The 15,183-nt window shown below is 73.2% G+C and carries 13 protein-coding genes, 1 tRNA gene and 1 pseudogene; 8 read left to right on the plus strand and 7 right to left on the minus strand.

The window, feature by feature from the left end:
• Window positions 1-278: 278 nt before the first annotated feature.
• Window positions 279-2,807 carry an ABC transporter permease gene (locus GTY84_RS03215; RefSeq protein WP_161224548.1) on the minus strand — a complete coding sequence of 843 codons (2,529 nt, stop codon included), beginning with the start codon at window positions 2,805-2,807 and terminating at the stop codon, window positions 279-281.
• A 182-nt stretch (window positions 2,808-2,989) separates the two neighbouring features.
• Window positions 2,990-3,760, minus strand: coding sequence for an ABC transporter ATP-binding protein (locus tag GTY84_RS03220; protein WP_161224549.1), 771 nt, complete (start codon window positions 3,758-3,760; stop codon window positions 2,990-2,992).
• A gap of 412 nt (window positions 3,761-4,172) precedes the next feature.
• Between GTY84_RS03220 and GTY84_RS03225 the strand changes: the two genes are divergently transcribed.
• The 3 genes from GTY84_RS03225 to GTY84_RS03235 all read left to right on the plus strand — a co-directional run bounded on the left by GTY84_RS03225 (window position 4,173) and on the right by GTY84_RS03235 (window position 6,443).
• Window positions 4,173-4,256, plus strand: a tRNA-Leu gene (locus tag GTY84_RS03225).
• Between the two features lie 746 nt (window positions 4,257-5,002).
• Window positions 5,003-5,326 carry a hypothetical protein gene (locus GTY84_RS03230; RefSeq protein ID WP_161224550.1) on the plus strand — a complete coding sequence of 108 codons (324 nt, stop codon included), beginning with the start codon at window positions 5,003-5,005 and terminating at the stop codon, window positions 5,324-5,326.
• 346 nt (window positions 5,327-5,672) lie between these two features.
• Window positions 5,673-6,443, plus strand: a complete 771-nt coding sequence (locus GTY84_RS03235) for a hypothetical protein (RefSeq protein ID WP_161224551.1) — start codon at window positions 5,673-5,675, stop codon at window positions 6,441-6,443.
• 97 nt (window positions 6,444-6,540) lie between these two features.
• Here GTY84_RS03235 and GTY84_RS33370 read toward each other — a convergent pair.
• Window positions 6,541-7,007 (minus strand): annotated as a pseudogene (locus GTY84_RS33370) (GNAT family N-acetyltransferase).
• Window positions 7,008-7,075: 68 nt separating this feature from the next.
• Window positions 7,076-8,068, minus strand: coding sequence for a hypothetical protein (locus GTY84_RS03240; RefSeq protein ID WP_237532008.1), 993 nt, complete (start codon window positions 8,066-8,068; stop codon window positions 7,076-7,078).
• Between the two features lie 723 nt (window positions 8,069-8,791).
• Between GTY84_RS03240 and GTY84_RS03245 the strand changes: the two genes are divergently transcribed.
• Window positions 8,792-9,220: an ATP-binding protein gene (locus GTY84_RS03245; protein WP_161224553.1), complete on the plus strand. Its 429-nt coding sequence runs from the start codon at window positions 8,792-8,794 to the stop codon at window positions 9,218-9,220.
• On the plus strand, window positions 9,213-10,577 hold the full coding sequence (locus GTY84_RS03250) for a hypothetical protein (RefSeq protein WP_161224554.1): 1,365 nt from the start codon (window positions 9,213-9,215) through the stop codon (window positions 10,575-10,577). Before GTY84_RS03245 ends, GTY84_RS03250 begins: the two co-directional genes overlap by 8 nt.
• A 206-nt stretch (window positions 10,578-10,783) precedes the next feature.
• Here the strand turns inward: GTY84_RS03250 and GTY84_RS03255 are convergent, their stop codons facing one another.
• Complete coding sequence (locus GTY84_RS03255; protein WP_161224555.1) at window positions 10,784-11,098, minus strand: 4a-hydroxytetrahydrobiopterin dehydratase; 315 nt, start codon at window positions 11,096-11,098, stop codon at window positions 10,784-10,786.
• Window positions 11,099-11,706: 608 nt separating this feature from the next.
• Here GTY84_RS03255 and GTY84_RS03260 point away from each other — a divergent pair.
• Complete coding sequence (locus tag GTY84_RS03260) at window positions 11,707-12,480, plus strand: SDR family oxidoreductase (protein WP_161224556.1); 774 nt, start codon at window positions 11,707-11,709, stop codon at window positions 12,478-12,480.
• 248 nt (window positions 12,481-12,728) lie between these two features.
• Here GTY84_RS03260 and GTY84_RS03265 read toward each other — a convergent pair whose 3' ends face one another.
• Together GTY84_RS03265 and crcB are read right to left on the minus strand one after the other, a co-directional pair.
• Window positions 12,729-13,103 (minus strand): CrcB family protein, encoded by a 375-nt coding sequence (locus GTY84_RS03265; protein ID WP_161224594.1) that lies wholly within the window; start codon window positions 13,101-13,103, stop codon window positions 12,729-12,731.
• Entirely contained in the window at window positions 13,100-13,636 is a 537-nt protein-coding gene (gene crcB, locus GTY84_RS03270; RefSeq protein WP_237532009.1) for a fluoride efflux transporter CrcB, read from the minus strand. The genes GTY84_RS03265 and crcB overlap by 4 nt, the downstream gene beginning before the upstream one ends.
• A 227-nt stretch (window positions 13,637-13,863) precedes the next feature.
• Between crcB and GTY84_RS03275 the strand changes: the two genes are divergently transcribed.
• Both GTY84_RS03275 and GTY84_RS03280 read left to right on the plus strand, forming a co-directional pair.
• Window positions 13,864-14,754 carry an urea transporter gene (locus tag GTY84_RS03275; protein ID WP_345943327.1) on the plus strand — a complete coding sequence of 297 codons (891 nt, stop codon included), beginning with the start codon at window positions 13,864-13,866 and terminating at the stop codon, window positions 14,752-14,754.
• A gap of 120 nt (window positions 14,755-14,874) precedes the next feature.
• Window positions 14,875-15,180: an urease subunit gamma gene (locus tag GTY84_RS03280; RefSeq protein WP_161224558.1), complete on the plus strand. Its 306-nt coding sequence runs from the start codon at window positions 14,875-14,877 to the stop codon at window positions 15,178-15,180.
• Window positions 15,181-15,183: the final 3 nt, after the last annotated feature.

A 15,183-nucleotide genomic window follows, 5' to 3' on the forward strand; every position in this document is an offset into this window, starting at 1 on the left:
GGCCGGATCAGGGAGCGGGGTCCGGCGCCGTGCGTCGCAAGGCGGAGGAGGGAGTCAGGGCGGAGCCCTGGCGACCGACGACAACGCGGCGAGGTGCGGTGTCAGGGCCCGCGAGCCCGGCATGATCCAAACGAGAGGCCCTAGACCGCCCGCTCCGGCGCCCACGCGCGCGGGCCCGGCACCGGTGCCGACGCGCCAGGGCCCCGCTCCGACTCCTCGGGTTCAAGGGGACGGAGCGGGGCCCGTGCGTGGGTGCGGCCCGCGCGGGGCCGGGGCGGCTACTCCGCCTTGATGGCCAGCAGGGTGTTCAGCCGCGCCGCGCGGCGGGCCGGCCAGAGCGCCGCCAGGACGCCCACTACGGCGGACAGCAGCAGGAAGACGGCCATCCGGCCCCAGGGGAGGACCAGTTCGTAGGTCGCCAGCGTGGTGCCCATCAGCTCACCGGCGGCCCAGCCGAAGAACACGCCCAGGCCGATCCCGAGCACGCCGCCGAAGAGGGAGATCACCAGGGACTCCAGGCGCACCATCCGCTTGACGGCCCGGCGGTCCAGGCCGATGGCGCGCAGCATGCCGATCTCCTGCGAGCGCTCGAAGACGGACATGGCAAGGGTGTTGATGACCCCGAGGACGGCGACGATCACCGCCATGGCCAGCAGGCCGTAGAGCATGTTCAGCATCATCGTGAACATCTGGGCGATCTCGTTGGAGATGTCCTTCTTGTCCTGGATCTTGATGGCCGGGTTGCTGCCCAGCGCCTTCTCCAGGGCCTCCTTGGCCTGCCCCGAGGTGCCGTCGGCCGTCTTCACCATGACCTGCATGTCGACGGGGTCCGACAGATGCGGGGTGAGGGTGGCGTTGTCGACCATGATGCCCCGGATCATGTCGTTGCCCTCGTAGACCCCGGCGACGGTGAGGCGCTGCTTCTTCCCGTCCTCGTAGCCGACGGTCAGCGCCGACCCGGTCTTCCAGCCGTGCCGCTCGGCGGTGTCGCCGTCCACGACGATCCGGGTGCCGGTGACGGTGAATGCCCCCTCCTCGACGGGCAGGTCGGTGAGGGCGCCGATCGTGGCGCCGTCGACACCGGTGAGGTACTCGGTCTCGCCGTCGATGCGGGAGGGCGAGTCGCGCAGCGGGCTGAGGGCGGTGACGCCCTCGGCGCGCCCCAGCTTCTCGCCCACGTCGGGGGAGAGCGGGTTGCCGTTGGCCATGGAGACGACGTAGTCGGCCCGGATGGCGGACGACGCCATCCGGTCGATGGACTTCTGCAGGCTGCCCGCCATCACGGTCATGCCGGTGATCAGGGTGAGTCCGATCATCAGCGCCGAGGCGGTGGCGGCGGTGCGGCGCGGGTTGCGCACCGAGTTCTGCCGGGCCAGCTTGCCGGCGATGCCGAAGACGCGCAGCAGCGGAGCCGCGGCGGCGATCAGCGGACGGGACAGCAGCGGCGTCAGGATGAAGACGCCGATGATCAGCAGCACCGCGCCGAGGCCCATCGGGGCCTGCCCGTCGGAGCCCTTCATGGTGGTCGCCGCCAGGACCACGGCGACACCGGCTGCCGAGAACAGGGCGCCGAGGGTGTTGCGCAGTACCAGGGACTTGGTGGTCGCCGCGGCGTGCACGCTGTTCATCGCCGCCACCGGCGGGATCTTCGCCGCGCGGCGGCCGGGCAGCCAGGCGGCCAGCATGGTGACCAGGACGCCGACCACGAGAGCGGCGGCGACGGTGCCGGGGGAGACCACCAGCGGGCCGTCGGGCAGGTTCCCGCCGAGGGAGCCCACCAGCGAGCGGAGTCCGGCGCCGATGCCGACGCCGGCGGCGAGACCGGCGACCGCGGCGACGGCGCCCACCACGAACGCCTCGATCAGCACCGACCGCGTCACCTGGCCCCGGGAGGCGCCGACCGCCCGCATCAGGGCCAGTTCCCGGGTGCGCTGGGCCACCAGCATGGTGAAGGTGTTGGCGATGATGAAGGTGCCGACGAACAGCGCGATCCCGGCGAAGACCAGCAGGCCCTGCTTCATGCCGCTCATCGACCGGGCGATCATCTCCGCCTGGTCGTCCGCGAGCTGCCGGCCGGTGTGGGTCTCGTAGAGGCCCTCGGGCAGCGCCTTGTCGAGCTGCGCCTTGAGCGCGGTCTCGGTGACCCCGGGCCTCGCCTTGACGTCGATCTCGTCGAAGGTGCCGGGCTTGCCGAACAGCCGCTGGGCGGTGTCCGTGTCGAACAGGGCGAGGGTGCCGCCGGCGGCGACGGCGCCGTCGTCGGTGCGGAAGACACCGGTGACCTTCGGGGTGAGCACCGGGCCGTCGACCGACAGCCGCACGGTGTCGCCGACGCCGTAGCCGGTGCGCTCGGCGGTCTTCGCGTCGATCAGGATCTCACCGGCGCCCCGGGGGGCGCGGCCCTCGGTCAGGGGGTAGCGGGGGTCGTCGGTGCCCCAGTAGTTGCCGCCCTGGGTGCTCCAGCCGTCGCCGATCAGGCCGCCGTCCTTGTCGGCGATGGCGGTGAAGCCGCGGACCACGCCGATGGCGGAGGCGGCGCCGGGCACCCCGGCGCTCCGGTCGAGTACGGAGCCGGTCAGTTCGGGGACCTTGCCGGGGGTGTCCCCCGAGGCCTCCTGGTAGGCGGGCCCGATGGCCACGTCGACATGGCCGAAGCCCTTGGCCGAGCTGTTCTGGAGGGCGCCGGAGACGGAGTTGGTGAAGACCAGGGTGCCCGAGACGAACGCCACGCCGAGCATCACGGCGAGCACGGTCATCAACAGCCTGGCCTTGTGCGCGAGTACGTTGCGCAGGGCGGTACGGAGCATGGGTCTTCTCTGTCGGTGGAGGAGGGCGGCGGCGCGGAGGCGGCGGCGGGGGAGTGCGGGGCGTGGTGCGCCCCGGGCGGGAGCGCGGGGGCCGGAGTCCTGGGAGGCGGAGGTCCGGGGCCGGTGGCGCGGGTGCGTGGTCGGGCGCCCGGTGCCCCGGCGGGGCGGGACCGGGCGGGGGCTCAGCTCGTGCGGCCCTTGGCGTCGAAGCGCTTCATCCGGTCCAGCACGGAGTCCGCGGTCGGCCCGCGCAGTTCGTCGACGATGCGCCCGTCCGCGAGGAAGACCACGCGGTCCGCGTAGGCCGCGGCCACCGGGTCATGGGTGACCATGACGACGGTCTGGCCCATCTCCCGCACCGAGTTGCGCAGGAAGCCCAGGACCTCGGCGCCCGAGCGGGAGTCCAGGTTGCCGGTGGGCTCGTCGCCGAAGATGATCTCCGGCCGGGAGGCCAGGGCGCGGGCCACGGCCACACGCTGCTGCTGGCCGCCGGAGAGCTGGGCGGGCCGGTGCCCGAGCCGCCCGGACAGTCCCACCATGTCGATCACGGAGCCGAGCCACTCCTTGTCGGGCCTGCGGCCGGCTATGTCCATCGGCAGGGTGATGTTCTCCAGCGCGGTCAGCGTCGGCAGCAGGTTGAACGCCTGGAAGATGAAGCCGATCTTGTCCCGGCGCAACTTGGTGAGCTGCTTGTCCTTGAGCGAGCCCAGCTCCGTGTCGCCGATGCGCACGGAACCGGAGGAGAAGGTGTCCAGCCCGGCGACGCAGTGCATCAGCGTGGACTTGCCGGAGCCGGAGGGCCCCATGATCGCGGTGAACTCGGCGCGGACGAAGTCGACGGAGACGCGGTCCAGGGCCACGACCTGGGTCTCGCCCTGGCCGTAGATCTTGGACAGCTCCGTGGCGCGCGCGGCCACGGTGGTGGCCCGGTCGGCGGTGGGTGCGGTGGTCACGGGGGTGCTCCTGTCGGTACGGCGTGCTCGGCTACCCCTTCATCGTGCCGTGCGGGAGCGCCGCCGCCGTCAGCCCTTGTTCCGGTTCCGGGGGGCGACCTCGGTCGGACGGCACCGCCGGACCGTCCTACCTGAGGATGACACCGGCCCCCGACGGGCACCGTTCACGAACCGTCCGACCGGGATGTCGCCCATGCAGGTTCGGACGCTTCTGTCGAGACGGTGAAATTACGTCATTCCGTATACGCGGCCCGTTCCCGCACGCAAGGCTGTTGGCAAGTGCGGATGGCCTGCCCATGGAGCTGATGACCCCTCAGGCGCCAATAAAATAAGACAACATGGGTCCTCCCGGCCTCGGTCGGGACGAGCCGTCCCGATAGGCTCAGGATGCTCGATGCGGTGCCCATGGCCTGCCCGGATGGTGGAATGCAGACACGGCGAGCTTAAACCTCGCTGCCCCTGTGAGGGCGTGCCGGTTCAAGTCCGGCTCCGGGCACGAACCGGCATGCGGGTCCCGGCCCGCATGCCCGGTGCGGGCCCCCGTACCCGCCTTCCCGACGGGGAACACAGGGAGGAGGCGCCGCCTCCGCGGCACACCGCGCGGGCCCGCCGGAACCCGGGCGGGCGAGGTGTCCGGTCACCGGGCGAGGCGGGCGCCCCGGAGGCTCCGGGCCGGTGCCCGTGCGGACGGGCCGCCTCTTCCGTCTCTCGCCGGGGTGGGCGGCTCTGAGCGGCTCACGCGCGGGTGCGGCCGAACGGCGGGGCATCCCGCCGGGGCGCCGTTGACCTGGCGAACTGCCGTCCGGCCCGCCCCATGCGCGGCGGCCCGCAGCGGCCCCGGCGAAAGTCCCGGCCCCGGCTGTCTTCGTCCCGGCGAGCCGCCCATGGCCCTCTGCGGGCCCGGCCCGCCCGCACGGGCCGGGAGGCCGTGTCGGCGGGCCAATGGATCAACCGGCGCACAGATGGGTGCTGGTGGGACACTGGGCCATGGAAAGTCGGAGAGGTGAAACACCTTTTTGGCTCATAGCTGGACGTATTGCGACAATCGGCGGCATTCTGGCGCTGATCGGCGTCCCGTCGTTTTTCGCGTTACTCAATGGGGCCGACGATGAGAAGGGTGCCGCCTCCCCCACGCCGACCCTGAGCGCGGAGGTCACGTCCCATGCGCCCGAACCCGCACCGTCTCCACCGTCCGAGAGTCCAAGTCCTTCGCGTGCCAAGGGCCTGACGATCAACCTGTCGGTGGACGAGACGTATCGCCCCGGCAAGGACAAGGTCTACTCCTGCGAGGAGATCCAGGTCTTCTGCGTCGCCGTGGAGAACTCGGTGTACACGCTGGAGGGCGTCGAGCAGAGCAGCGGGTGCCACCTGACATGGCGGCTCTACGCCGGCCGGGAGCTGTTCGAGCAGGGCGCCATCCAGTACTGCGGCGTGGACACGATCTTCCTCGGGCGCAAGCCGATGTACCCCGGCACCTACTACCTGGAGGCGTCCGTCGAACTCGACGACGGCACCAAGGGGTCGACCAGGTACGAGTTCGCCGCGTTCCCCCGTCCCTCGAACTGACCGCGGCGCATCGCGAGCCGCCCCGGAAGAAGGCACGCCAGGGCGCCGATCGACCGTGAGCGGGCTCGGAACGGGATCGCACCCCGTCACCGAGGAGGGAACCGACCGCGTGCCGGACCGGAGGGCGGTGGCCGCAGCCCGGGACGGTACGGTGCACGCGGACAGAGCCCTTCCTCCGGAGTGCACCCTTCCGGGCGCATCCCGTCCGAATCGGGCCGGAGGGGCCCGTCGGCGTCGAGTAGCGCGCCGCCCGGGCGGACCGGCGGACCGGCGCGGCCGGGACCGATGGCGGGGCGACGAGGAAGCGTGCGAGACGGGGAACGACGTGGGAACACGGAAGAGAGTCATGGCGGGGCTTGCGGCGGCCGTCCTCGGACTGGGCCTCGCGGCCTGTTCGACGGACGAGGCGGAGCCCTCGGCGGCCGGGGGGAAGCCCGCCGCCGAGACCACCGGCGCCGCGCCGTCGGAGGCGCCCTCGAAGCCGGCCTGGGAGGCCCCCGCGTCGTGCACCGCGCTGAGCCTCCGGCCGGGCGCGACGCTCGCCGGCGGACCGCTCGGCACGTGCGTCTCCGAGGCGCTGTCGAGTCACGGCTCCGGAAAGATGCGCATCACCGCCGACACCTTCGGCGACGTCGAGTTCACCTACGACCCCGAGTACAACTTCCAGGGTGAACTGACCAGCCCCGAGGGCCCGGTCAAGATGGTCTTCCTCGACGGGACGATGTGGATCGACCAGGGGGACGGCCCCGTCAAGGGCGACAGGGACTCGGACGACCCCCAGGAGCAGCTCGTCGGGGTGACCGGTGAGCTGTACCGGGTCTTCTCCGACGTCAAGTACACCGCGGAGATGGTGCGGTCGCAGCCGGTGTGGAAGGTCGACGACGCGAAGGACTCGATCGAGCTGCCCGACGGCAAGACCGCCCAGGCGTACCGGATCACCAGCGACGGCGCGTTCACCTGGAACGGGTTCCCGGTGCAGGACTTCGTCCTCTGGTTCGCCGAGGACTGGACCCCGGTCGGCGACCAGGCCACGGTGGAGGTCGCCGGCACCCGCGCGACCCACACCCAGCACTTCTACGACCTGGGCGAGCCGGTGGAGATCACCCCGCTCGGGTGACGAACGGCGAGACGGCACCCGTCCTGGACGCGGCGGCGTCCGCCTTGTTGAGGGCGGACGACCGCCACCGGCGCCCGTCCGCTCCCATCGCCTCCGGTCACGAGGTGGGGCGGATCATCACTGTGAGGAGCGGGGACGCCGGAGAGGGCCGGCTGTGGCCGATGTCCACGTAACCCCAGGACCGGTACACGGAGTGGACCTTTCCGTCCCCGGCCGCCGGGTTGACCATGAGCGTGACGTAGGGCTCGCCGCGGGCGAGGAGCAGCGCGTCGTGGATGCGCCGGGCGGTTCCTGTCCCCCGCCAGGCGGGGCGGACCCCGATCTCCTTGAGCGCTACAGCAGGTTGCGCCGTGTACTCCGGCGACGGCGGCGGGACGGACCGCTGCCAGTACCGGTCGCCGTGGGTGATCCTGTTTGCGCGTAGGCGTAGCCGACGGGCGCGTCGTCGGCATACGCCAGAACGGCCAGGAACCCCGACTCGTTCCCGTGCCGGTCCAGGCGTTCGCCGAACGGAGTGATCCGCGTACGGGCAATGCCCGGCAGGCCTGAACTCTCAGCTTGCACAGGGTGGAAGTTTGCTGAGAATGGAGTGAGTTTGGCGAAACCGCGCAACTCGATCGCGCTCGGCCGGCCTATGCGGGCCTTCTCCAGTTGGAGGTGTGTTCACTCCATGTCTGTGCGCTGCTGCTCCCGCGCGCGGCAGTTCGCAGGCTGATTCCGAACGCGTCGAGAATGCGTGTCACGCGAGCGTGGCCGGTGGCGACATCGGTGGGTACACGCATGGCCGTGGCGGTGGCTGCCTCAGCGTCTCCCTGCCGAAGCTGCGCGTACGCTAGCCGGGCGGTGTTGAGGGCGCGGTCACGCCGCATGTGGGGGCGGAGCAGGGCAAGGCTCCGATGGGCATGGGCTTCGGCTTGTTCGAAGTCGCCGAGGCGTAGGTGCGCGGCAAGCGAGAGCGTTTCAAGTTCTGCTCCGCTGAGGGTCGCTGTCATCCACACCGGACGGGAGAGGCGGGGGTCAGCGCGGTCCATGGAATCCCGAGCACTGCCGAGTGCGCTGCGTACTGCTGCCGAGTCTCCGGTGAGGCCGAGAGTGGCGGCCTGGCGAGCATGCCCGAGGCACGCGAACAGCGGGTCGCGGCGCGTGATGTGCAGGTTGCGGGCGACATCGTTCGCGGCGATGGCGTCCGCAGGACGGCCCATGTGCCGGTACATGGTGCCCGCGTGGCTCCAGATGCGGAACTTGATCGCCTGGTCGTCGGACATCTCGGCGAGTGCCTGGGCCTCGCGCATGTGATCCGTAGCTGCTTCGTAACGGCGTCCGTCGATAGCGGCCCACATCGCCGACGAACGAAAGGCGGCGGCGGACGCGTAGAGGCTGCCGCGTACGCGCTGAGTCGCGCTTCCCGCGTTCTGGAGACTCAATGCATCGTCGGCGAGCGCGGCGGCACGCTGTTCGGTAGCTGGCTGACCGCCGTGGCGGTGGTCGCTGGCGATGATCTCGGTGAAGCGCTGTTGCAGGCGTTCCACGTCGCTCATGCCGATCCGGCGAGCAAAGGTGCTGGGGGTGGTGGCAGCGGCAGTTGCCGCCGCAGCGATACCGCCGACGAAAGTTCGGCGCTTCATGTCGGAGTCCTCCTGCGTTGGGGCGGGCGCGGATGAGATCCGGCTCCGCGGGAGGAACCCTAGAGCGGTGGCGGGTAGGCCGGTGATGTCCTCAAGGGCCGTGCGGGTCGCAGAGTTGGGCCATCGAACGCGCCCCGACTTCCACCTGCGTACGGACGATCCGTCGTGTCCACCGGGGCGTCCGGTGAGGTGCTCCACGGCCACGTTCACCGCTTCAGCCAGGCTGTTTGAGCTGTGGCCGTGCTCTGCCATCCATGCTTCCAATGCTGTGTTGCGCATGGCGTCCATCTACGCACCGTAGCGTTTTAGCTGCCGTGAGTCAGGTAAATAGGTCGCCAAATCTCCCTATGTGGCCGTGCACGGTTCTTGCCGGATCGTCCTAAGTGAACTGCCCGGCAGGGGAGTTGTCTGGTCATCGGCGGCCCGTTCGCGGGTCCTGGTGCGAGCCTGGCCCGGTCGGTGGACCGAGGCGCGGGCGCTCCGATTCCCCCAGAGGCAAGGCGTAGTCATGGCGAGAGCAACCACGCAGAAGACCGATCCGAGCACCACCGTTGCGCTGTCCGGTTTCCTGGCCGGACGGATCGTCATAGGAGGCGAGCCGTCTCCGGCCGCGCAGTCGTGGCCCCTCGGCGTCGCCCCCTTCCTGATGTCTGGCACGGTGCCTCGGGGTCCGGCGGCAGGACGCGTGGGAAGCGGCTACCCCGGGGCGGTGGGGGACGGCGCATGGTGACCCCGGAGACCCTGCGCGCCGAGGACGACACGCAGGCCGCGTCGCTGCCCCGCACGGCGGAATCCGTCGGAGCGGGACGGCGCGTCGTACGCCGGGTGCTCCGGGAGTGGGCCCTCTCCGGCATTGCCGACGCGGCGGAACTGGTCACGAGCGAACTGCTGACGAACGCCGTCCAGCACGCGCGGCGGGACTCGGTCCGCCTCACCGTGACGCGGCTGAGTGACCGGTGTGTCCGGGTGGCCGTGGTGGACCTGTCACCGAGCCGTCCACAGCCCCGCGCCGCCCGCGCCGGAGAGGAGAGCGGGCGGGGCCTGGAGATCGTGGAGGCGCTGAGCGGCGGCCGGTGGGGCGTCGAGATGCTGCGGGAGGGCAAGCGGGTGTGGGCGGAAGTCGCCTGCGAGGAGGCGGAGACCGGTGACTGAGCTGCCGGGCCGTTCCGTCGGCGCCCGAACCGTGGGCGTCCCGGCCGGGGGCGGCTCCCGTAACGCCGTCCCACCGCCGGGAAGGGGGAACCCCACGGCTTCCGCCGCGCGGCGGGACGCCGTGGTCGACGCCGTGCTGCTGGACACCGCCACCCGGCGGATCATCACCCGCGCGGTCGCGGACCTGTGGCCGGGGCGGGAGGTGGTCCTCGGCCCCCGGAGCCCGAGCGCGGCCTCGTACCTCCGCCGGGTCCTGGTGGACGGCGAGGAACTGGTCGCCCGGTACGACTGGCTCGGCCTGCCCCTCGGGGCGGTCCTGCGGGGCGCCGGGGGGACCTGGGCGCAGGTCCGGCAGGCCCAGCGCCCCTACCTGGCGAACGCCGACCCGCTGACCGTGCGCGAGGCCCGGCACCTGGACCGTCTCCGCTCGCTCGGCCGCCCCCGGGTGTGCGGGACGGCCGGCCTGCGCGGCGGTGTGCTGCTCACCCGGACCGCACCCGGCACCCCGGTCTCCGACGTGCTGGCGGCCCGCCCGTGGGAGACGGGCATGCTGCTCGACGAGGTCCTCGGCGCCCTCGCCGCCCTCCACGGCCCGCCGGGGGCGGGCAGCCTGCGCGGGGTCGCGACGGTGGGCGAGCGGTCCGTGGTCCGGGTCTTCCGCCGGACGTTCGGCGGCCCCACCGCCCCCGCCCGGCTCCGAGTGCTCGGCCGGGGCGGCGGACTTCCGGAGGACGCGCGCCGGAGGGCCGTGGTCCCCATGGGGAGCGCGGCGCGACGGCTGCTCCCGATGGCCGACGCGCTCCCGCCCCAGCGGGAGACGGCCGTGTTCGGGAACCTCGACCCCGAGCACGTCCTCCTCGACGGCCCGCGCCTGACCTTCACCCGCCCGGCCGTCCGGTGGGCCGCCGGGCCCCAGCCGGACCTGGCGACGCTGCTGGGCCGGGCGGTGCTCGTCGCCGCCGCGCATCCGGATCCGCGGGCGGCGCGGCAGATCGTGGGGGGTGTGGCCGCGACCCTCGAACGGCACCTCGCGCGGCTGCCCGGGCGCGAGCGGACGGCCCGGCTCCGGGAGGTGGCGCTGCTCTGGCTGATGGACACCCTGAACGTCCTGGCCGACTGCCTCGGCGCCCCGCCGGAACTCCCCCTCCCCGCCCGCCGCCGGGCCCTCGTCCCCCGCGCCCCCGTGGTGGCAGCCGCCGCGGACCGGATGAGCGCGGTGCTCACCGGGCCCCTGACCGGGCCCGCCCTCCTGGACGCCCTCCTCACCGAGGCCGACCGGGCTGTCGGGAGGGCCGGTGACGGGGCCGCGACCCGGGGGCCGGCGGGCCGGGGACCGACGGTGCGGGGGCGGTGGTGAAGGGCCCCGCCGTGCGGTCCCGCCGTCCGTCCCCGCCGGGAGGCCCGGTCGTGCGGGTGCTCCGGGATCGGCGCCCTGCCGAGGGGATGCGCGCACCGTTCCCGTTACCCGCGCGCTGCGGCGGACCGGCCGACGGCACCGCGTCCCCGGAGGCCGGCGGCCCCCGGGTACCCGCCGTCCGTCCCCGCCGGGAGCGCCGGGCCGGGTCAGCCGTCGGCCGGGCGGAGTCCGTGTTCGGCGGCGAGGGTGCCGATCCGGGCGGCCATGGCGGTGTCGAGGGAGGTGACGGCGTCCCCCGCGTCGTGGGTGCTGAGGGCGAGGCGGACGGTGCCGTAGAGGATCGTGACCTCGGCGTGGTGGTTCGCCTCGTCCTCGGCCGCGGCCACCGCCGCGTAGAAGTCGGGGACGGCGGAGCGCTCGCCCTTGAAGGCGGCGGTGAGCCGCCCGTCCCGGACGGCCCAGCCGGGGAGGCCGGTGAGGGCCCGGTCGATTTCGGCGTCGGTCAACGGGGTCGCGGCCATGGGTGGGCTCCTTCGGTTCAGCGGTTGTCGGGGGCGAGGGGAGCGAACGCCCGGTCGAGCCGGGCGCCGAGGGGGGGCGTTCCGTCCGCCGGAGCATCGGGTGCGCCCCGGGCCGGCGCGTCGGCCCCGGTGGGCGGCGGCCCGCTGCCGGGACGACCGCCCGTGGGCGGGCCGCCCCGCGCGCGATCCGTCGCCGGTCCCCACGCGTTCCCTCGCGCGATGCCTCTCCAACGTAGCGTCCAACCGGCCTGTCCGAAGCAGGTGTTGCGGCGTGGCGGCCCGTCGTTCCAGCAAGCCGCTCGGTCGTCCCAGGCGGCTGGGCCTGCCCGGCCATCGGGCGGGCCGCCGGGGAAGTCCGGGGGGTCACCACCGGCCCACGGAGGGGTGAGACGAGGCCCGCGCTCCTCCGCCCGCCNNGCCACGGGCGTCGGCGCCGAGGTGTGGGCGGAGTCGCGACGGGACCGTCCCGGGTGCCCCGCCGCCCAGGGCCCCGGCGAGCCGGGGAGCGGGACCCGCGCGCGTGCCGTGGACGCGCCGACGGGCGGCGGACCGCCACCGGTGGCCGGAATTCGGATGACCCGGGGGAACGGGCCGGTCAGGATGGGGGCATGAGCGACGGAACGGTGGGGGAGCGGCGGCCGGTGGCCCTGGTGACGGGGGCCGGGCGGTCGGCGGGGATCGCCGCCTCCGTGGTGCTGCGGCTGGCCCGGGACGGCTGGGACGTGGCGTTCACCCACTGGACGCCCTACGACGCGCGGATGGAGTGGGGCGCCGAGCCCGGGGCGGCCGGGGCGCTGCGGGAGCGGGCGGCGGACCTCGGGGCGCGGACGTACGCCGTCGAGGCGGACCTGGCCGACCCGGCCGCGCCGGCCAGGCTCTTCGACGCCGCCGAGCGCGAACTGGGCGGTGTCACCGCCCTGGTGCTCTGCCACTGCGAGTCCGTCGACTCGGGCCTTCTGGACACCACCGTGGAGAGCTTCGACCTGCACTTCGCGGTCAACGCGCGGGCGACCTGGCTGCTGATCCGGGAGTACGGGCTGCGGTTCCGCGGGACCCACGGCACGGGCCGTGTCATCAGCCTCACCAGCGACCACACCGTCGGCAACCTCCCCTACGGGGCGAGCAAGGGCGCCATGGACCGGATCACCCTGGCCGCCGCCCGGGAGCTGGCCCATCTCGGGGTGACCTGCAACGCCGTCAACCCCGGTCCCGTCGACACCGGGTGGATGTCCGAGGAGCACCGGGCGGACATGGTCCGGGCCACGCCCCTGGGGCGGCTCGGCGTGCCCGGGGACTGCGCCAACCTCGTCGGCTTCCTCTGCTCGGCGGAGGGCGGCTGGGTCAACGGCCAGCTCCTGCTGAGCAACGGCGGCATCGGCTGAAAGAGGGCTGTCCCGTGAACCCCGGCGGGCGCACGGCACAGCCACGGCGCCTCGCCGCGTTGTCGGATCGGCCCGGTATGAGGACGCCCCTCCGCCTTGCGATGCACCGCATCCGACGCCGCGCGCTGATCCACCGGGGATCACGGGACAGCCCTTGGGGGGCCTTTCCCCGGGGCCTGCCGGGCCGGGGGCGGCGGTCCCGGCCCGCCCGTCCCGCCACCGCCGCGCCGCACGGGCGGCGGCACCGCTCACCACAGGGCCTGGGCGACGGCCATTCCCGCGAACGACAGTCCGAGCCCGACGGCGAGCGTGACGAGGAGATAGCCCGCCGCCCCGGCCAGGCGCCGGGCGCTGGTCAGGGACAGCAGCTCGTTGGAGAACGTCGACCAGGTGGACAGCGCGCCGCAGAAGCCCGTCGACAGCAGGGCCTGCCCGGTCCTGCCCAGCGCGCCGTCCGTGCCCGCCTGCACCAGGAAGCCCAGCAGCAGACAGGCGGCCATGTTGGCGAGAAAGGTGCCCCAGTGGAAGGCGGACCGCAGGTGCTCCCGCGTCACCACTCCGGTCAGATGGCGGACCGGCGCGCCGACCGCCCCGCCCGCGAGGACCAGCAGCCACTCCATCAGACGCCCCCGTCCGGGCGTCCCGGCCCGCTCCGCGCGGCCGGGGGGCCGTCCGCGTCCCGTCGGAGCCGCCGCCCGGTCAGGGCCAGGCGGGCCAGGGCCGTGCCGAGGGCCACCCCGGCCAGCGCCCCGGCCACCGTCACCACCATGGAGGCCACGGCGGTGCCCGGCTGGCCGTTCTCCAGCAGCCGCCGCACGTCGTCGGTGTAGGACGAGAAGGTGGTGAAGCCGCCCAGCACCCCCGTCCCCAGCAGCGGGTTGAGCAGCCGCGGGGCGCGGGTGAACCGCTCCTTCAGGGCCACCGTCAGCACCCCCATCAGAAAGCACCCGAGCACGTTGACCACCACGGTCGTCCAGGGGAACGCGGCGGAGCCGGTGTGCCAGAGCAGGGAGGCGTCGCTGCCGTTGCGCCAGAGGCGGGACAGCCCGTAGCGCAGCAGCGCGCCCACCGCCCCGCCCACCGCCACCACCGCCACCACCGGGCCCAGGGAACCGGGGGTGTGGTCCGGATGGGGATGGAGGTGCACATCGTTCATAAGGTGCATATCGTCACATTAGCTGGCGGCCGGTCACTCGGCCCCGGCACGGCCGGCGGCGGCACCGCCCCCCGGCCGACGGCCCGTCAGGGGTCCCTTCCGAAGGAGTACGTGTGGCCTCGCAACCCCTCGGTCCCGGCACCGGGCCGTCCGCCCCAGCCCCGGGGAGCGCTCCCCCGTCCACAGCGCGCGCGTGGCGGGACACGGCGCTGGGCACGCTGCGCGGCGTGGGCCAGGTCGACTTCCAGGCCAGCGTGTGGACCTCCCTGGCGATCCTCGCCGCGCTGTGGGTGGAGGGCTGGCAGACCGGCCTCTTCGCCACCATCGGCGCCGTCGCCTCCACCCTCACCGCGCGCCTGCTGGCCGTCCCGCACGACTCCCTGACCCAGGGGCTGATGACGTACTGCGGGGTGCTCGGCGGCATCGCCATGCTGGTCTACCTCGGCCACCACCCCTCGACCTATGTCATGGCCGTGGCCGCCGCCGTCATGTGCACCCTGGTGACGGCCACCCTCACCACCCTGCTGGCCCCCTTCGGGCTGAGGGCCTTCACCGGGCCGTTCTGCCTGGTCTCGCTGGTGATGGTGCTGGGCGCCCCGTCCTTCGACCGGATCTGGCACGGCACCCCGGAGACCGCGGTCACCGGGGCCACCCCCAAGAGCCCCGTCCTCGACTGGACCGACCTGTGGCAGGGCTTCTTCTCCAACGTCTCCCAGATCTTCTTCGTCGAGACCTGGTACGTCGGCCTGATCATGCTCGCCGGCCTCTTCCTCGCGGGATGGCGGGTGGGCGCCTTCGCCGCGCTCGGCAGCGCCGTCGGCCTCCTCACCGCCTGGGCGCTGGGCGCCCCGGCCGTCCTCGTCCACGAGGGCATCTACGGCTACAACGCGGTCCTGACGAGCCTCGCCTTCGGCGTGGTCCTGCTGCGCCCCACCCTCTGGAACCTCGGCTACACGGTGCTGGCCGCCGCCGCGACCACCGCCCTGACCGCGTCCCTGGCGGTGTTCTTCGAGGAGTTCGGCAGCCACACCTTCACCTGGCCGTTCAACATCGCCACCTGGGCGCTGCTGGCCGCCGTCCCCACCCTGTCGCGCATCACCCCGCTCACCGACGACTGACCGCCCCGCACCCCGCCCGTACACCCGTCCGACGTCCCCCACCCGCTCCGGCCGGTCCGCACCGCCGCCGGCCGCGGCCGTGTCCCGCGAACGCGCTTCCCGAGGAAGGCAGCCCAGCCCATGAACCTGGCCCCCCGAGAGATCGACAAACTGCTCGTGTACGTCGTGGCGGACCTGGCCCGCAAGCGCCGCGACCGCGGACTGAAGCTGAACTTCAGCGAGTCGGTGGCCCTCATCACCGAGGCCATCCTGGAAGGCGCCCGGGACGGGAAGACCGTCGCGGACTGCATGGAGCTGGGGCGGCACATCGTCCGCGAGGACCAGACCATGCCGGGCGTCCGGGAGATGCTCCCGCTGCTCCAGGTGGAGGCGACCTTCGACGACGGCAACAAGCTCGTCTCCTGCCACGACCCGGTCGGCGGCTGAGCC

It is taken from the genome of Streptomyces sp. SID8352, from assembly GCF_009862265.1.
Lineage (GTDB): Bacteria > Actinomycetota > Actinomycetes > Streptomycetales > Streptomycetaceae > Streptomyces.